The sequence below is a fragment of the Mucilaginibacter sp. HD30 genome, assembly GCF_054061755.1.
Genome location: NZ_JBSSEO010000001.1, coordinates 1,027,413 through 1,045,982, shown reverse-complemented (window position 1 = coordinate 1,045,982; position 18,570 = coordinate 1,027,413). Strand labels below are relative to the sequence as shown.

17 protein-coding genes are annotated in these 18,570 nt (G+C 47.1%); 8 read left to right on the top strand and 9 right to left on the bottom strand.

Features of this window, described 5'->3' with window-relative positions; translation table 11 throughout:
* Positions 1-7 precede the first annotated feature (7 nt).
* Positions 8-994, top strand: coding sequence for an NAD-dependent epimerase/dehydratase family protein (locus ACVW2L_RS05160; protein ID WP_457126892.1), 987 nt, complete (start codon positions 8-10; stop codon positions 992-994).
* Here the strand turns inward: ACVW2L_RS05160 and ACVW2L_RS05155 are convergent.
* A complete protein-coding gene (locus ACVW2L_RS05155; protein ID WP_457126891.1) occupies positions 991-1,884 on the bottom strand; it encodes a helix-turn-helix domain-containing protein in 894 nt (297 codons plus the stop codon). The genes ACVW2L_RS05160 and ACVW2L_RS05155 overlap by 4 nt on opposite strands.
* Before the next feature lie 86 nt (positions 1,885-1,970).
* Between ACVW2L_RS05155 and ACVW2L_RS05150 the strand changes: the two genes are divergently transcribed.
* The 3 genes from ACVW2L_RS05150 (at position 1,971) to ACVW2L_RS05140 (ending at position 4,053) form a co-directional block, all read left to right on the top strand.
* Positions 1,971-3,050, top strand: coding sequence for an alkene reductase (locus ACVW2L_RS05150; RefSeq protein ID WP_457126890.1), 1,080 nt, complete (start codon positions 1,971-1,973; stop codon positions 3,048-3,050).
* Between the two features lie 151 nt (positions 3,051-3,201).
* Positions 3,202-3,552 carry a SnoaL-like domain-containing protein gene (locus ACVW2L_RS05145; protein ID WP_457126889.1) on the top strand — a complete coding sequence of 117 codons (351 nt, stop codon included), beginning with the start codon at positions 3,202-3,204 and terminating at the stop codon, positions 3,550-3,552.
* 24 nt (positions 3,553-3,576) lie between these two features.
* Complete coding sequence (locus tag ACVW2L_RS05140; protein ID WP_457126888.1) at positions 3,577-4,053, top strand: acyl-CoA thioesterase; 477 nt, start codon at positions 3,577-3,579, stop codon at positions 4,051-4,053.
* A 23-nt stretch (positions 4,054-4,076) separates the two neighbouring features.
* On the opposite strand, the gene ACVW2L_RS05135 is transcribed toward ACVW2L_RS05140, so the two are convergent.
* The 5 genes from ACVW2L_RS05135 to ACVW2L_RS05115 are packed head-to-tail and all read right to left on the bottom strand — an operon-like array spanning position 4,077 to position 7,211.
* A complete protein-coding gene (locus ACVW2L_RS05135; protein ID WP_457126887.1) occupies positions 4,077-5,198 on the bottom strand; it encodes a serine hydrolase domain-containing protein in 1,122 nt (373 codons plus the stop codon).
* Positions 5,199-5,223: 25 nt separating this feature from the next.
* Positions 5,224-5,517, bottom strand: a complete 294-nt coding sequence (locus ACVW2L_RS05130; protein ID WP_457126886.1) for an isochorismate lyase — start codon at positions 5,515-5,517, stop codon at positions 5,224-5,226.
* Position 5,518: 1 nt separating this feature from the next.
* Positions 5,519-6,034 carry an anthrone oxygenase family protein gene (locus ACVW2L_RS05125; protein WP_457126885.1) on the bottom strand — a complete coding sequence of 172 codons (516 nt, stop codon included), beginning with the start codon at positions 6,032-6,034 and terminating at the stop codon, positions 5,519-5,521.
* A complete protein-coding gene (locus ACVW2L_RS05120; protein ID WP_457126884.1) occupies positions 6,034-6,348 on the bottom strand; it encodes a c-type cytochrome in 315 nt (104 codons plus the stop codon). Before ACVW2L_RS05120 ends, ACVW2L_RS05125 begins: the two co-directional genes overlap by 1 nt.
* Before the next feature lie 53 nt (positions 6,349-6,401).
* Positions 6,402-7,211 (bottom strand): DUF6597 domain-containing transcriptional factor, encoded by an 810-nt coding sequence (locus ACVW2L_RS05115; RefSeq protein ID WP_457126883.1) that lies wholly within the window; start codon positions 7,209-7,211, stop codon positions 6,402-6,404.
* 456 nt (positions 7,212-7,667) lie between these two features.
* Between ACVW2L_RS05115 and ACVW2L_RS05110 the strand changes: the two genes are divergently transcribed.
* Positions 7,668-10,118: a TonB-dependent receptor domain-containing protein gene (locus tag ACVW2L_RS05110; protein WP_457126882.1), complete on the top strand. Its 2,451-nt coding sequence runs from the start codon at positions 7,668-7,670 to the stop codon at positions 10,116-10,118.
* Positions 10,119-10,188: 70 nt separating this feature from the next.
* Here ACVW2L_RS05110 and ACVW2L_RS05105 read toward each other — a convergent pair whose 3' ends face one another.
* A complete protein-coding gene (locus ACVW2L_RS05105; protein ID WP_457126881.1) occupies positions 10,189-10,989 on the bottom strand; it encodes a DUF6597 domain-containing transcriptional factor in 801 nt (266 codons plus the stop codon).
* A gap of 120 nt (positions 10,990-11,109) precedes the next feature.
* On the opposite strand from ACVW2L_RS05105, the gene ACVW2L_RS05100 reads away from it, so the two are divergent.
* Positions 11,110-11,742, top strand: coding sequence for a TetR/AcrR family transcriptional regulator (locus ACVW2L_RS05100; RefSeq protein ID WP_457126880.1), 633 nt, complete (start codon positions 11,110-11,112; stop codon positions 11,740-11,742).
* Between the two features lie 190 nt (positions 11,743-11,932).
* Here ACVW2L_RS05100 and ACVW2L_RS05095 read toward each other — a convergent pair whose 3' ends face one another.
* Positions 11,933-15,547 (bottom strand): hypothetical protein, encoded by a 3,615-nt coding sequence (locus ACVW2L_RS05095; RefSeq protein ID WP_457126879.1) that lies wholly within the window; start codon positions 15,545-15,547, stop codon positions 11,933-11,935.
* Positions 15,516-16,439: an ABC transporter ATP-binding protein gene (locus ACVW2L_RS05090; RefSeq protein ID WP_457126878.1), complete on the bottom strand. Its 924-nt coding sequence runs from the start codon at positions 16,437-16,439 to the stop codon at positions 15,516-15,518. Before ACVW2L_RS05090 ends, ACVW2L_RS05095 begins: the two co-directional genes overlap by 32 nt.
* A gap of 245 nt (positions 16,440-16,684) precedes the next feature.
* On the opposite strand from ACVW2L_RS05090, the gene ACVW2L_RS05085 reads away from it, so the two are divergent.
* Positions 16,685-17,701, top strand: coding sequence for a sensor histidine kinase (locus ACVW2L_RS05085; RefSeq protein WP_457126877.1), 1,017 nt, complete (start codon positions 16,685-16,687; stop codon positions 17,699-17,701).
* Complete coding sequence (locus tag ACVW2L_RS05080; RefSeq protein ID WP_457126876.1) at positions 17,694-18,422, top strand: LytR/AlgR family response regulator transcription factor; 729 nt, start codon at positions 17,694-17,696, stop codon at positions 18,420-18,422. Before ACVW2L_RS05085 ends, ACVW2L_RS05080 begins: the two co-directional genes overlap by 8 nt.
* The last annotated feature ends 148 nt before the right edge of the window (positions 18,423-18,570 follow it).

The following is an 18,570-nucleotide window of genomic DNA, read 5'->3' as shown; positions in this document are numbered from 1 at the left end:
TAATAGCATGAATATTCTGGTTACCGGAAGCAGCGGCCACCTTGGCGAAGCACTCATCAGAACACTTAGGAAAGATGGTCATAGGGTGCAAGGTATTGATGCGAAACCTTCTGATTATACTGATATCACAGGCGATATCGCTGATCACAATCTGAGCAGGCAGGCTGTCGCAGGTAAAGATGCGGTGATTCATACTGCCTCCCTGCATAAACCGCATGTCGCTACACACACCAAGCAGCAATTTGTAGATACGAATATCACCGGGACTTTGAACCTGTTAGAAGAATGCAAAAATCACAACGTTCGGCGTTTTATAATGACCAGTACGACCAGCGCGTTCGGCGACGCACTAACCAGTGACAACGGTTCAGGCGCTGTGTGGATAGATGAAGAAGTAATTCCACGACCAAAAAACATTTATGGCGTTACCAAACTTGCTGCGGAAAACTTATGTGAATTATACCATCGGAACTCCGGCCTGAATTGTATCGTCTTAAGGACCTCGCGTTTTTTTCCCGAAGAAGACGATCAAAAAAAACGCAGAACCATGTTTAGTGATGATAATCTCAAAGCCAATGAACTGCTGTACAGACGGGCTGATATTGAAGATATGGTTAGCGCACATCTGGCCGCGCTCCAGCGGGCCGATGCTATCGGATTTGGTAAATATGTAGTGAGCAGTAACACACCATTCACCAAAAGTGATTTAGCTGACCTTGGGAAAAATGCCGGGGATGTACTGAGCCGGTATTTTCCATCTTACCGGGAGATCTACAAAAAGGTAAACTGGCAGATGCTTGATACGATCGACAGGGTATATTGCAACGAAAAGGCAAAGAAGGCACTACAATGGTCGCCGAAGTACGATTTCGCTTATGTACTTGATCAGCTCGAAAACGGTCGCCCAATTAAAAGCCCCCTTGCCAGGGAAATAGGTTTTAAAGGTTATCACGACGTCACCTTCACTGAAGGTCCCTACCCCGTTGAGAGTTAGCTAACATGGTTCTCGTCAATAATGGCTGTGGACGCTGCACGCACAGCTCTCCTGAAATTTGACGGGCTTGTCCCGGTATGTTTTCTGAACAGATTACTCATATGGCTTTCGTCACTGAAACTTAATTCGTGGGCGATCTCTGATAGGGACAGATCCGTATATTCCAAACGGACCTTGATGAGCTGCAGGCGATGTTCCGTGATATACTGCCGGACGCTCTTGCCGGTCTGTGTTTTAAAAAATTCACCGACATAAGATGCAGCAACTCCGGCTACTCCAGCCAGATGGGCGATCGTTAATCGGTCCGGCGCGTAAATGTTTCTCCGGATGTAGGCAGTTAATTTAGCGATCAGATTGTTTTGGTCATCCGGGCGATTTGAACCATCAACGGCCGTTACATTTCTTGTAAATATGTTCAGCAGTACTTCCAGCAAATGCTGAACATTATCCCGGTAGTGAAGCTGCGGTTTGGCGGATTCCTGCGCAATTGCAGCCATGACGTTCTTAATCAATCCGCAATCTTCCGGCGTGTTAACCGGGTTTTTGCCCTCGCGATTATGACTGAGGAACAGATACTCCAGGTCTTTTAACCACTTTTCCTTTTTGTTTCTTTCCTGGTCAGACAGGCAGTTAGCAAAAAGCACATCAGAAAAACGGATGAATAAAAACCGGGTAGGCTCATTGATGATAAATGAACGACAGTCCTGCGGCGTATAGATCAAGAGCTGACCCGGACGGTAAGGCTGCCGCATGTGGTTAAAATAACGCTCGCCCTGTCCGTCTATGATATGAATGATCTCAAAGAAATTATAAACCTTCGCGGATAGATTCCACGAACTCATTTCTTCTGTCCGGATATCAAAAGCATGGAAATCAGGCTGTGCGATCATCCTCTAAATTTACATAAACATCCCCTTTCTATACAAGCCGGACGCGAATTTCAGCCCTAATTTTGACGCCAGCAAAACACTTCCAAATGAATACGACAAAAAAATTATTACTGCCGGTAAGCATCCCGGGCCTGTCCCTGAATAACCGGGTGGTGATGGCACCGATGAACAGGCGGCGCGCTGAAGCGGGCATTCCGGGGCCATCTGCCGTGGATTACTACCGGCAAAGAGCCGGCGCCGGCCTGATCATCACCGATAATACAGCCATCACGCCTAACGGGAAAGGTTATCTGAACACTCCGGGCATCTACACCAAAGAACAGCAATCGGCCTGGAAAGAAATAGCTTCCGCTGTTCACGAAGCCGGCGGCCGGATCTTCATGCAACTGGTACATACCGGGCGCATTGGTCACCCCTTAAATAATGAGGACGGCTCACAATTGGTAGCACCCTCAATTGTCCGGGCGGAAGGAAAAATCAGGGTCAGTGGAAATCACCATTTACCGATGCCCGACCCCATTGAATTGAACATCCAAGAGATTGGCCATTTGATCAGTAAACATGCGGAGGCCGCGCGATACGCCATCGATGCGGGTTTTGACGGCGTGGAGGTCCATGGCGCCCATGGCTTTCTGGCCGAACAATTTTTACATCCGGTAACCAACCTGCGAACCGATCAGTATGGTGGTAGCCTAAGCAACCGCTGCAGTTTTTTGCTGGAGACTGTAGCGGCAGTTGCAGAGGCGATCGGGCCTGAACGGACGGGCGTACGCCTGTCCCCCTTTTTCAAGATCAATGACCTGGTACCCTATGATGAGGAACTAGCAACGCACCAGTATTTAATAACCGAGCTCAATAAGGCAGGGATACTGTATATCCACCTCAATAACGTACAGGAAATGCCCCTGGAATTTTTGCAGGACGTCCGAAAACGGTTCAACCATATCATCATCCTGGCGGGCGGCTTTACTGCTGTTACGGCAGAAAAAGCCCTGCAAGAGGATTTAGCCGACCTGATCGCTTTTGGGAAACCCTTTATTGCCAACCCGGACCTGGTAGAACGTTTCAAAAAAGATTGGCCGCTTGCCGACGGCGATGAATCCACTTTTTACGACGGAGGCGACTCCGGCTATGCGGACTATCCTGTATACAGTCAGCCGCTGTGATCCGGATATAATAGTACTTTTCCTTAAATAAAAATACAGATGTCTGGACTCTCAAATTTGGCCTATAGCCTTAAATAACATTGTCGCGTTTTTACAAAACGTCCGGCAGGCCTGCTGCTACTTTTGCAGGTAATTAAATTAAAAGTCTATCATGCGAACCGTAAGAGCCATATCTCACCGTCTGATCGAATTGCTAAGAAAGCAGGAGTTTGTACAAGCCTACAACGAACTATTTAATGCAGAAGCAGAGAGCATTGACCCGCTCAATCCCAGGCCCGGGGGATTGAAAGGTTTACTACAACTTATAAAAGCAGAAGAACTGTTTCTCTCCAAAGTGCAGATCCATACTATTGAAATATCCGAAGCAATCCACGCCGGCAATTACTTCAGCATCAGCCTGTTCATGCGATTCCATTTGGAAGGCGAAGACAGGAGCATCGATGAACTCTGCGTTTACAAGGTGAAAGAGGGTGAGATCGTCAGCCAGCAATTCTTTATATAATCTCGTTTTTACTAATTTAACAACATGCAAACCATACTTCAGTCTGAGGCTAAAGTCCGTTTCCAGGACTGTGACCCGTTTAACCACCTTTACAGCACCCGGTATCTCGATTATTTCCTGAATGCGCGGGAAGACCAGCTGCTAGCTGCCTATCAATTGAATGTTTTCCAGGATATGATGGAAAAAGGGCTGGTCTGGGTGATCGCCGGAAGCCAAATCTGTTATTTAAAACCGGTATTAATGGGAGAAACTGTGCAGATAGAGTCCCAACTGATCGCCTTCACGCCGCGGACGCTGGCCGTAGAAATGCGCATGTGGGACGAAAGCAAGGCAGTGTTAAAGTCCATGATGTGGACTAACTTTACTTACTTTAATATTCAAACACAGAGAACTGCGCTGCATTCAGATGAGTTGACGCAGCTATTTGAGACGATCCATTTGCCTGTAGAACAAAAAGATTTCGAAGAACGGAAAAAAGAGCTGATCCGCCAAAACCGGTGAGATCAATAAAATTTATCCGTAAGCTAATTGTGTTCAGCCAGTAGCAATGCAGCTATTTTCTTCAATTCCTGTTCCGTACCCGGGCTGGCATCGTTGGCCAGCAGCACGATACCGGATTTTTCACCCGGGCGTATCTCGCAATAGCTGGTTGTCCCGAAGCTGCCCCCCGCGTGGTAAATAATTCGCTGATTTGAAGCCGGCTTTTTAATAAACCAAAACAAGCCAATACTATCCGCACCTTCTTCTTTCACTTGAACTATGGGCCGGTGCGCCAATGCAATCGCCGGATCTTTTTCGTTCAGATTTAATTTGAGATAGTTCAGCATGTCGGCGATGTCTGATTTGATATACCCGGCGGCAGGCACATTTTTCCACCAGGTCAGCCGCGGCATTGGGTTTCCGTTGTGATTATAGCCTACTGCCAGACGCGGTTTATCCCATTCAGTAATTTCTAATTTGGTGTCGGCCATCCGCTGCGGATCAGTGATGTATTGCTTTAAAATCTCTGCAAAGCGCTGATGATAGACCTTTTCTAAAATAATCCCGATCAACTGTGCATCGGCATTGGAATAAATGAATCTCTTTCCCGGCAACTCAGTTAACCGGAATTTAGCTAAACTATCCAGAAACTGTGCAGTTGAAAAGTTGCTGTAGCGGGCCATCATTTGCCCGGGTGAGCGGTCTTTTTCAAGAGCCGGAATGAACTTTGGCAAACCGGAAGTGTGGGTAACCAGATCCCGGAGCCTGACGGGCACGCCCCGGAAGGTTAAGTTGGAAGACATTTGCGGCAGAAATTTACGCACTTCATCATTTAAGGAAATTCTTTTCTCCAAGATGGCATGTGCCAGCAAAATTCCGGTAAAGCTTTTCGTTACCGACGCGATCTCGTACATCGTCCGATCAGTCGGTTGAATGCCTTTGTTCTTTTCTGTGCTGCCAAAATGGTAGCTAAAAGGTTTACCGTACTTAATGATACCGACAGATAGCCCGATATGCCCGGGTGTTTGTATAAAACGACGACCAATAATTTCCATACTGGTTGCAGCCCTGCCTGTGCGGGGCTGCCCAAAAGCGCTGTTGCAATGCCATAAAAAAAGTGCACTGGTTGAACTGATGGCTAACATGGCGTTCAGCAATTTCTTCATATCTCCATCAATATACGAAATCAACTTAATGTTTCTTCCACAGACTCAACTCTTCCTGTATAAAATAGTTCACCATATCGGTATATAGTTTTGCGATCATATCCTCGCTCAAACCTTGCTTCGCTGCCCATGCCCTGCGCTGGATCAGCAAAGCGGCGAAACGTTCAGGGGCTTTAACCGACGTTTCGCTTGTTTTGAACTTTGCCGCTGACTTGACGTATTGGTAGCGTTTACCAATCAAAGCGATAATTTCCTGATCAATGTTGTCGATTGCCGTTCTGATCTCCAGCATGTTTTCGCATTCTTCTGGTTTCTTCATTTTATGTTGCTTTAGTGTGGGGTTGAAGGCAGGAGGCGATTACCAATATCAGCGTCATGATCGCTGCTAAGGTACGGATCAAATGATAATGCAGCCACGGACTTTCAAAGGCAGTTCTTAAATCTGCCAGGGCCTGACCCGTCAGCGTAGGGAGATCAGCAACGGCTAAACGGTCATTTAGCGGAACATTGCCAAAAGCCGTTATCCCAAACACGCCGATTATATAAATAATTGTCGCAGCGAGTAAGAGGTAAAAACGAAGGTAATTATCCGCAGAGAACTGCTCCCAGGTGCTTAATGGCAGCAACACCAGGCTGCCCATAAAGCTGGCGAAGAACCATGGATTTAAAATGGCTTTATTAATGGCCTGCATCGCATTCAGATATTCCCGGTCAGGTAATTGGCCTAAACCTATGTTTACAGAACAACTGTAAGCATAAAACAGACCGGCGATCAGTGCAACGGCTAACGCCGTCAATAGCAAAAGGTATTCGCTCATTTTCTTCGTAGTTTTCATTAGTCCCGCAAAGTTTTAACATAATTGCCCACTGCCTCAATTTCGGCTTGACTGAAGGTTTTGCGCCATTGCGGCATGATCCACCCACCCGCCGAGATCTTATTGAATAACTCTTCGGGGCCGAGTTTGCTTTTACGCAGATCTTTCGCACCCCATTGGCCCTTGCTGCCATTCTCTCCATGACATTTTGTGCAATGCTTTACATACAAAGTTTTACCATTAATGGCGTTTGGCGAATTCTGGGCCTGGCTGGTACAGGTAATAACAGCACCTGCAAAAATCCCTGTTATAAAAGATGCGCTCTTAGTAATCATGCCACAAAATTGCAGCCTGTCTATAAAAGAAAATAGAACAAAACGGACAGGTTTTATTTGATCACTTCAGCCAAATTATCAATGACTCCCTGCGTTTGTTTTTGAAACTGCATGGGAGACATGCCTGAAAACTCTTTGAACGACCGGATAAAATGCGATTGGTCGGCATATTCATGACTGTAAGCCAGGTCCGATAATTTGTGATAATCAGTCGCGGCCAACTGTTTTAGCGACGCCTGAAAGCGGATGATGCGGGTGAACAGCTTGGGCGCTATACCGGTATGTTCTTTAAACTTACGGTGAAAGCTCCGCTCGGTCAGCTGTAACTCGTTTTGTAATTTTGCAAGGGCAATTTGCCCTTCAGACCTGATCATTTGATTCAACGCAAAGTCCATAGCGGGATCCTGCCTTTTGACATTGATCTCCAGTTGACGAGTTAAATAAGCACTGATTAACGCGACCCTTTCGCCGGCCTGATCTGTGTTTGTTAATTCTTCAGAAAGGGTTTCACCTGATTTCGCGAACAAGCTCAGGTTCAGACAAGCGTCCGTAAATTCTTCGGCTTTTAAACGAAATAGTGCTTTAAGGGCATTGGGTTGCAGGTATACCCCTACCGTACTAAACTTGCCCGATAAATTAAGTTCGGCGTAGCGGGTGGTTTGTCCGAACAGGAAAGCATCCGGCAGTTTTTTGCTTTCCTGAAAAAAGTTGCCGCTATCCGGGTGCTGAAAAATGATACCGGGACATCCGTCGGCCATCGTACGAAAATTTTTTTCGGACGCGTCTTCTTCCGACTCCAGTATCCAGAAATACCGGACGTATGGTTGTAAAGCTGCGGGCGGATGTATAACCTTAAAAGACACTTTGGTGATTATAAAGCACTAATGTAATGAACACGGCCACTAAAACAAAATTAGGCTCATGGACCCGGGCCGGATAATCTGCGCGTTCTGTCCATTGCGTTTATATCAAATAATGAAAGAAAGTGTAAAATAAGCATTTTTTTCGCCATCAGTCCGCTTGCAAATATCTATTAACCAATCGTTTATAATAAAGGAGCTTCCGGCCGTGCCGGCTAGGCTTTATACCATCATTCGTCATAACCCCGATATGATGATTTTGTGTCCTTTGATGATGCCGGGCTGCGCTAACTCGGTCCCGCCTTAAAATGACATTGTCGCATTTTTACAAAACCGGCGGAATGCGTCCTTTTACCTTTGCATGTAACTAACTAGAGGTCTACGATGCGGGCAATGACAGCCATCTCTCACCGTCTGATCGAATAATTACGAAACCAGGAATTTGTAAAAGCCTAATCTATGAAACTAACCCTTATCAAAACATTTTATACGCTGATGCTGATGATCACCTGCACGGGTGCAGCATTTGCGCAAACTCAACCTGCAACGGCAAAAGTAACCGGATCATTAACGGACGAACAAAACAAACCTATCAGCTATGCCACCGTAAGTTTGTTAAGAGCCAGAGACTCGTCTTTAGTTAAAGGCGCTTTAAGTAACGATGCCGGAAACTACTCATTTGATCGGGTTGGGCCAGGGAACTACCTTATAAAAGCCACCAATGTGGGCTATGGCCAAACACTAAGTAAAGGCTTTGCGGTAACCAATGATGATGTTGCCGTACCTGTTATTACCATGAAAGAAAGCGCTCAAAACTTAAATGCGGTTAATATCACATCTGCCAGGCCCTTAATTGAACGTAAAATCGACCGTGTGGTTATGAATGTCGAAAATAGCGTGCTGGCAGCCGGCAATTCGGCAATGGATATTTTAGAGCGTGCGCCGGGCGTTACCATAGATAAGGATGATAATATAAGCCTTAAAGGCAAACAGGGTGTTACGGTTATGATCAATGATAAACTTACCTATTTAACATCAGCCCAGCTGGCTAACCTGCTGCGTTCAACTGATGGCAACAGCATACAAGCTATCGAGATCATCACTAACCCATCTGCCAAATATGATGCTTCGGGCAATTCCGGTATTTTGAACATCAAACTGAAAAAAAACAACCAAACCGGCACTAACGGCTCTTTAACATTAACAGGTGGTTATGGCACTTATGCCAAGAACAATACCAGCCTGTCCTTAAATCATAAACAAGGAAACCTCAATCTATTCGGTAATATCAGCCGGGGCGACAATCAGCGTTTCCAGTCGTTGGGTATTCAACGTACGGTTACGGACGCTTCAAATAACAGCACTTATTTCGATCAATATTCGTTCATTCCCCGTACCATTCATAGCAATAGCTACCGTATTGGTGCCGATTATGACCTGTCGCCTAAACACAGCCTGGGTTTTGTTGTGAATGGCTATTTTAATTCATTCCTGGAAAGTGTAAATAATGTGAACCACATTGGTACCACACCTGCCGCCAGTGATTCCTACCAAAATACACTTACGACCAATAGAGGATCATTTAAAAACTTTGCGGTTAACATCAATGACCGTTATAAAATAGATACTTCAGGCCAGGCCATCAGTTTTGATGTTGATTATTCCAAATTTAATAATAATACGATATCCCAGTTAAACACCGACTTCTTTGCAGGCAATGGTGCGCCCGGAGCAACATCAATAGGTTTGCGCAGCCAGGCGCCGTCAACTATCCGGGTGTTTACCGCTAAAACTGATTACACCTATCCGCTGACAAAAACCTTAAAGTTAGATGCGGGATTAAAATATAGCGATGTGCAAACGGATAACGACTTTAAAGCACAGAAATTAGCCGGGGCTGATTATATCAATGATCCTGCACGTGCAAACCATTTTGTTTATAACGAAACCGTAAGCGCGGGTTATTTAAATGTAAGAAAAAGCTTTAAAACCACCTCGGTTCAGCTGGGCCTGAGGGCGGAGCACACCAGCTCAACAGGCAACTTATTAAATACCGGCCAGGTTGTACCGCGCGATTATTTAAACTTTTTTCCAAGTTTATTTATCAACCAAAGCTTATCTGCCAAAAATGACATCGGCTTCACGTACAGCCGCCGCATTAACCGCCCGAGTTATGACAACCTGAATCCGTTCGTTTTCTACCTGGATCAATATACTTATGGTAAAGGCAACCCGTTTTTGAACCCCGAATACACGAACAACTTTGAGTTTAGCTATACCTATAATAAAACAGTGAATTTAACCCTGGGCTACAGTGTTACCAAAGACGTAATGACCCAGATCTTACTAACGGATGTACCCACAAAAGTTACTTATCAAACCTTTTTGAATTTACAAACGCAGAAGAATTACAACGCCAGTATCAACACACCCTATACGATTGCGAAATGGTTTACCGGTAATATTAACCTGATAGGTTTTTATATGGGGTTCAAATCTGATAACCTGTTAGGCGGAAATTATAACAAAGGCCGTTTGGCCTACCAGGCAAAAATAACCCAGAACATCAGTTTTGCAGGTTTTAAGGCCGAAATTGCTGAAAACTATCAATCATCATTCATATTTGGCTTATTTGAACTAAAACCTCAATATGCGGTTGATGCAGGTTTAAGCCGCGCATCTAAAGACAAAAAGTGGAATGTTAAACTCAGTGTGAGTGATATCTTCAATATACGCACCAATGATGTAAACGGCAATTACCAGGCAAATCATTTCCAGATCAAACAAAAGAATGAGACCCGCGTAGCACGTCTTACATTTACTTATAATTTTGGTAGCAGCAAGATCAAAGCCGTTAATCACCAAACAGGTAGCAGCGATGAAAGCCGCAGGGTAAATTCAGGTAATTAGCCTCTTATCCCATAAACGGGTAATAAAAAGGGACGGTTATATAATTATAATAGTCCCTTTTTGAGTTTGTTCAGGGGTGCCAGTTCACGAGGCCGATATCCGACGGGTTGAGCCCGGTATAGCGCTTGACCTCTTTAGTTAAATGCGCATGATCGTAATAGCCCTGTTCATGGGCAATTCGCAGGAGGCTGTCCTTCCCCTTGTTATACTCGATCCGCTTGCTCGCATGCATAAATTTGACGATCCCGATGAACAACTTCGGGGAGATCCCGATCTCCCTTTTAAAAGACCGTTCCAGCGTGCGGGGGGTGATATGATGTTCGCGGGCCAGAAAATCGACGGTGAGCAATCCTTTAAACCGGGTTACGGTCCCCGTGATCGGGATCAGCGCAGAGGTCGATGTTTTGAGCTTGCTTTTGAAAAATTCGTCTAAGCGTGCGCCGAGACCCGGATCCAGGTCGATCAGGCTCATCAGGTGCCTGTCCGGAAACTCAATGGTTTTATCAACCAGCTCTTCCGCAGGTACCTGATAAAAATGCGCAAAGCCAGCCGGTTTAAAACGGATCCCCACAAAAATGGAATCCGGGTGACTCGTTACCACGCCGGAGCACGACATGGTACCGCCGAGATAACTATGGCCCGGTTTGAGTTCGGTCAGGTGATTAAAGAGCGGTTTAGAGCTGCCGACATTAATAAAAATTTCCATGCAGCCGTCCGCAAAGATCCGCCGCTGGGGTGCGCTCACGACCGCACCCGTTTGCAGCACCCAATACGTCTCGATGTAAGGGCTCAATTGTTCACAGGGTGCAAATTCGGCGTATTTCATCAAAATCAATTTTGTCGCTTTTTTACAAAAATCACGGACAGCCATGGGGCTACTTTTGTAAATATATCTATCCTGCCGTTTCCTATCAACATTAAATCGCAATGTTCCGAAATTTATGATCGATCCTACTGCCTGTTAAAACGCCTGCAAAGCACGCTTACCAAATTGACCACCAACCTAACCCCCAAAAATAAAGAGCTTACGAAGCGTAGACTGATCGCCGCGGTGGCTTTTATATTTAAAAATGAAGGCTATGCCGGGCTCGGTGTGAACAAAGTTGCCCGGCAGGCAGAGGTCAACAAAAAACTCATTTACCGGTATTTTGGCAGCTTCGAGCGATTGATCGAAGCGTATGTCGTCGAAACGGATTACTGGATGCGGTTTGCCGATCATATGCGGGACCTCAGCATTCCGCAGAACGCGCCGGATATGCAGCGTTTACTCAGCCAGGTGCTCCAAAATCAATTCATCTATTTTCTGGAAGACCGGGAAATGCAGCAACTGATCCTTTGGGAGCTGTCCGCGAAGAGTGATCTCATGCGTAGCATTCACAATACACGGGAAGCCATGGGCGCGCAATTCCTGGAAATGAGCGATACTTATCTCGAAAAAAAAGCGGTGAACTTCCGGGCGATCGCGGCCCTGCTCGTCGGCGGGATCTATTACATGATCCTGCATATGCGGCATAACGGGGGCATGTTCTCCGATGTCAACCTGGCGAGTGATCGCGGCAAGCAGGATATTTTAAAGGCGATCGACCAGGTGGTGAATATGGCCTTTTCAGCGGAGGACAAGTAGCTTATTCCGGTTGCAGGTTGAACTCCCCGATAAATGACGCAGTTCACTAGTTTATGGCTGGTAACATATCCTCAACATCAAAGGCCATCACGCTTCGTGATGACCTTTGATGTTTATAACTCCATACGCTTGGTATTAAAAAATGGCAAAAACGCCGTGTCTCCTCATCTCTTTGTTTTCCTGCTATAGCTTAGTCTATCTTTACTATACCAGCCGCTTCCTTAATTCGAGCGTATATAAGCAGTAATCTGGGATCAACGCCTGCATGACCCGGTTTTCTCTTAGTTACTATGGTGACTAATTGCTTTCCGGCACGCAAGCGGTGCTTCTGCAGGTATATCCTTTCATTTGGATCTCCTTTGCCCGTAAATAGACCCAATTCCACCCAATCATCCATCGGGGCTTTGCGCTGCGTGCCTTTTTGATCATAAACATTTTTTTCGGCGTTCAACTCTAACTCGGTTTGCCAGGTCCCATCTTTAGCTCTCGTTGTCTTAGCATTTTCAATTTTAAATTTCCAGTAGGTATTTACCTCGAAAAGGTCATGCAAAAAGTATCTCAGCGAATCCGGCGTTACTTTTTTCAGTTCGCGATAAAGGTCGAGCGTTGTAGTGAGCTTAGCACCGGGCAGATTACCTTGTTCCTTCAGCTTACGAAAAGCTGAGTTTACCTGAGCATGTCCGATGTATTCGCCCAGTGCATAGAAGGCGAAAGGCCCTTTACGGTAAGCCAGATAAGGGTCAACCGCTCGCAACAGGGACTCGCCCCGCTTGATCGGCGGATAGGGAAAAGGTTCCCGCATGAAGGTACGTAATAGTTCCAGCTGGCTTTCGCCCCGGCTTGCTTTAGAAACCTGCATAGCCGCATACCAGGCAAAGCTTTCACTTAACAGCGGCGCCCCTTCCGCAAAGGCATAATCAACCGAAAATTGATGGCCCATCTCGTGCGCCATGACGGCATACGGCTGATCGAGATCTGCACGTTCTTTTGCGTGCCAAAATGGATACCCTTGCCCGTACGAGATCATGCCCGGCTCTGAGTGCAGACTGGAACCTAAAGCCTGCGGATGTTCTAGGACGCTTAAGTAGGCATATGGGTAAACCCCAAACTGCTTGTTACTATAAGCTAAAGACGCTTTGATGCTTTGCATGGTCGATCTCAGGCTTTGGGTATGACCGGGGAAATGAAAGATCCGGATCTGCACCTTGTTGAACGTTTCTGTATATACCGCGTATCGTCCGGAATAGAATGCAAAACTGTTAGCGATGGGCACGGACGAAGTGTATTGAAAATAACGCCGGCTCCCGTGATACCAGGATTTTTGCAAAGCGCCGGGCGCAATGGCCACCTGGCTGCTGTCAGTGCTTACTACCGCCTCAAAAAAAGTTTTGCCGTTGCGGGCCATCGCTTCGCTTTGTGCGGGATCATCTAAGGCGGGTATAGCGGACCGCGGTGGCAAACCTGCATCACGCCGGTCTGATGCGTTCGCCAGTTCACGCCGTGGTTGATAACCTATCGCCGGGCACCAGTCATTACTTTCAAATACGGCAGCGCGTGGCGTTATGGCCGGGTCTGCTCCACGGTTTGTGAATCCCCGGCGTTGTATCTCCACTTCGAAGCTCAGTTTAATACTATCACCCGGCAGGAGGGCATTGTGGAGCCCGTAGATCCGGTAACCTTGCTGCTGATCATTAACCTCCAGATTTGCCTGGCGGTCGAACTTTAATGCACGGAAAGTTACACCGTTGGCTGCGCTGGTCAGATGAATATCGGTTATAGGTGCTTGGGTAGTATTGGTTAAAAGATAGCTCCCGTTTATATTCACCAGCCTGACAGCAGGATATATGTCAACTTTTAACCGGGTATGTGTTATTTGCGGTTGTGGTACTTTCGTATACCGCTGATACCGCCGCTCGTAATCCGCCTGCTGACCTTTGATGCTGGCAGCTGACTGATATTTATTTAAAACATGCAGGTTATAAAGGATATAGCCTCCGATACCCGCCACTAGCAAAATGCTAATAACGCCGACGATCTTAGTTGCCCTGGTCGTGCGAAGAACAGCATATTTAAAACGCGCAAGATAGCTGCCTTCTCTGCCCCTTACCCATAGTTGCTGCCCGATCACTGCAAGCACCAGGGCGAAGGCTACCCAGTACAACTTAAACCAAAGCCAGGGCGCCAGCGAATTGCCGAAGCCGCTCATGGTGGTATATGACCATTCAGGTGATGCTGCATAGATTAGTAACGAATGCGCAATGCCGAGCATGCCTGCCAGCATGGCGATATAAGCAAAAACCAAAATATTAACCAGGTAGCCGATATATTTATGATTTACTACGGTATGAACTACGATGGCTAGCAAGGCGAACAGTAGATACTCGGGCAATTGCAGGCCGAACATTATCTTTATATACAATCCGATCTCCAGATTTTGATAGCCGAGGATGAGTTGCGCGCCTACACCGGCGAGCAGCAGGCAGGCAAGAAACGAAATCAGCACCAGGCTTAAGCCTAAAAACTTACCGGCAAACTGTGCCCAGGAAGAGCCGGGCAATGCACCGGTGATATCGTCCATGCGGTGGTCACGCTCCCGCCAGACCAGCTCGCCAGCGAAAAAGATCGTCAGCAGCGGCACGATCGCCCAACGGCTCAATGCGTTCGAGACTGGTGTAGTCAATTCCTGGAGCACACGGATGGTGACCGGTGCTAAGGGTGTCCCCAAAGCCTGCATCTGGTCGACAATGATAAACAGGGCAAATAAGGGAATGAAGATCAGCAGCGCCAGGCCTGTCCGACTTTTAACCAGCGTGCGAAAAGAAGTTAAAGTAATGGCCAGGGTTTGCCTGTAACTGAACTGCCAGCCAAACGTGCGCTCAACAACAGGCAAAGGCGTATCCCGCGCATTTTGCCCGGAAACCGCTGCTACATTTTCTGGTTTGGACTCTTCGTTTTTTTGCTTGGCTTTCCGCTCTTTACTTGCCTGGTATACGAAGCGAAAACGTAAATACGTAACTACCAGGGTAAGTGAGCCGATACCCAGCCAAAAAAGCCGGTTAGCTAATATAATGCCTTCCAGGCTGATTAACCGCCATTTTTTCTCATAAGCTGTCCAGTCGGCGCCGAGATTCTCCAGGAAGACGTGTACACCCAGGGGATCCAGTAACATGCCTTGCTCACGAAAGACATAAAACCGCACTAGCGTCGCCACGAAATAACTCATGAATACCAGGATGATACTCCCCAGGTAGGCGGCCATCGGTTTTCCTTTACGCAGCGCAATGCAAAACTGTATGGCGGTGGCAAAAAAAGCATTTGGCAGGCTGAAGTAGGCGAAAGAAGTCAGGTAAGCTGCCGGCCGGAACGGCCCGATCACCTCAGGCTGCATGCCTGGGAGATAAACGCCGAGCAGGCCACCAATGGGTATGGCCAGCAGGATCAGCAGATTTATGGCTAATGCTGCCCCGAATTTACCAAACAGAAAAGACCTCGTATCAATGCCGGTCGTGTAGACCAGCGAATGCATCCGGGTCTGTACGTCCCTTGCGGCTGCGTCACCCGCCACAGCAGCGGCCATGACCAGCCAGAGCATGCCCGCAACTGCCTCCGTTTTTATGATCAGGTAAGGTGAATTGACGAACAGCGTATGGTAAAGCGCGTCTTCCAGGGAACTATCCCGTGTAAGCAGGAACGCAATTAATAGCAATACGCCAAAAAATAACCAGGTATATGGCTTGCGCAGCTGGTAGCGCAGCTCGAACAAAAATATAGCTTTAAGCTGCATCTCCTGCCCTCCTTTTTCCATAGTGGCCGGCCATGGTCGTGAAATAAACGTCTTCCAGGCTGGACTCAACGGCCTCAAAACCGGCGCCCGGCTGCCCGTTTGCATAGACGTGCACCACTGTGCGGCCGCTGAACAATTTAGTGGATATCACCGGGTATTGCGCCTCCACCGCGGCCAAGCTATGTTTGTCAATGACCTTGCGCCAGACCTTGCCCTTGATCTCAGCAATGGCCTGTTGGGGATCGCCCTCAAGTAAGATCTGCCCCTTATTGATAATGGCCATTCGTGTGCACAGCTCCGCCACATCCTCGACGATGTGGGTAGAAAGGATGACGACGCTGTTTTCGCCAAGTTCGCTTAGCAGGTTCAGGAACCTGACGCGTTCAGCAGGATCAAGACCTGCCGTTGGTTCGTCCACGATCAGCAATTGCGGGTCTCCAAGCAGTGCGACCGCCACGCCGAAGCGCTGACGCATGCCGCCTGAATAGCCTCCTAATTTTTGTTTGCGCACATCCCAGAGATTGGTTTTCTTCAGCAAAGCTTCCGTGATCTCACGCCGGGCTGCACGGCCGGTGATCCCTTTTAAAATGGCAAAGTGATCAAGCAGATCATAGGCTTTGGCACCGGGATATACCCCGAACTCCTGTGGCAGATAGCCCAGCGTGCGACGCAACAGGTCTTTCTCCAGCAAAACGTCCAGATCGCCCAGCGTGATGCTGCCCTCGTCTGGTTCCTGCAAAGTGGCCAGCGTGCGCATCAGGGTGGATTTCCCGGCGCCGTTCGGGCCTAACAGGCCATACATACCTTGCGGAATAGTAAGTGATATATCGTTGAGCGCCTGCACACCGTTGGCATAGGTTTTCGACAGGTTGCGGATGCGCAGGGCATTTTGAAGGTTATCCATTTCTTTCATTGTTCGTATTTTCATTAAGCTCAGAATACCAGGCATTACACCTCATTGTCTTACTATTCTATGTAAAAGAACTGTCTTGGATCAACGCAGCAAAAAGCGATATGCCGTTGCTGTAAACTAATCGACCAAACCCTGGTTTTGATCGCCTGGAGCGTCCAGGGGTCAGATCGCGGTATTCGTAGACCGATCAGGTCAACTCGTCGAGTAGCCATCCCGGGAAGGCCGAAAAAAAATATCTTTGTTTTATGGAACGGATCAAAAAGCTGTTCGTGCTCATTCATATCGTTGTGTGGATGCTATTCAGCGCGTTCGTAGCCCTTCAATTAAAAGAGGACAAAAGTTTTGAATGGCTGAACGCGACCTTTGTTTTCCTACTAACCGACCTGTACGTTTTTTACAGCCACTTTTTTATTTTGACCCGTTACGCTGATAAGCGAGACCGGAAGGCTTATTTCCTCCGCCTGGCAGGGATCGTCCTGACCGGGCCATTTGTCTTTGCGCTGCTTCATTATGCCGACGGGAAAGCGGACCACCTGTTCTATGAGTACTACGGTATGGCATTGTTCACCATCGTACCTATATTTATTTTCCTGAGCTGGTTGGCCCGTGTGACAGAAAATCTCGTGCTCAATACCATTAAAAAGGAACAATTGGAGAAACAGGCCATCGAGGCCGAACTGTATTATTTAAAATCGCAGATCAATCCTCATTTTTTGTTCAATACTTTAAACAACATCCATACCCTTGTTTACAAGCAAGCTCCGGCCGCACCCGAAGCAGTCATGCGCCTGGCCTCCCTGATGCGCTATATGATCTATGAATCTAATGCGCCGATGGTGCCGCTTTCGAGAGAAATAGACTATCTGAAAGATTACGTGAGTTTGCAGCAATTGCGGTATAAAATGAGCCCGGTGGTCGATCTGGAGATCAAAGGGGATTTGAATTCCTGCAGTGTAGCCCCGCTCCTGTTCATTCATCTGATTGAGAACGCTTATAAGCACAGTCCTGCCCGGCTGGAGCCCGGTGATATTAAGGTCAGCATAGCCGTTAATAAAAAATCCCTTACCTTCGAAATCCGGAACCCGGTCAATAAACAACCGGGTAACAGCCTTGAGGGGCCGGGCGGCATTGGTTTGCAAAATGTCCGCAAAAGGCTGGCCTTGCTTTACCCGGACCAGCATACACTGGAGATCGACGGAGCGGGCGAAACCTTTGTTATTAGCTTAATTATCAATGGACCTCAGTTAAAGGCACATGAGTGAAAAATTGACCTGCTATATCATCGACGACGAGTACCTGGCTCAGGAAATACTGGAGGCGTACATCGCTAAAGTTCCTTTCCTGGAGCTGAAAGGCACGTTCATGAGTCCGCTGGAAGCAGCCGGTCAGTTAGCGCAGGAAAAACCCGACCTGCTTTTCCTCGACATCAATATGCCGGATCTCGATGGGCTGAGCTTTATACCGATGCTGAAATATAAGCCAATGATCATTCTGACAACGGCTTATGATCAATATGCTCTGAAAGCTTACGAACTGGAAGTAAAGGACTACCTGGTGAAGCCATTTCCTTTCGAAAAATTTTATAAAGTGGTACTGCGCCTTTACCAGGAGCAAAACACCAGACCGGTATCTGCCCGGGAAGATGAGACCGTAAAGATCAAAAATGAACCGGAGTACCTGTTCCTGAAAGTGGGCCATCGCATACAAAAAATTGCGATCGGCGACATTCTTTTTATCGAAGCCATGAAGGATTATCTGCGGATCCATATGGTTAAAGAAAACGTCATGGCCCTGTTGAGCTTCGCTAAACTGGAGGAATTGCTGCCAGCGGCCAATTTTGTGCGGGTGCACCGTTCCTTTATGGTAGCCGTTAACAAGATCGACCATATCGAAAAAAACAGGATCAAAATTGGGGAAGACGTTATTCCGGTAAGTGAGAGTTACGCCGACCAGTTCTACAGCAGGCTAAAGGGACTTTCCTGATCGATCCTATAATTAAGCTGACAAAACTGCAACTACCCGAAAAATTCGAGTAGTTCAGTATGAATGCGCCTATCAAAAAAATAACTGATAGGTAAGCCTTTGTTTAAGTTGGTAGAATGCAGGATAACAGTTGTTCTAAAAGAACATT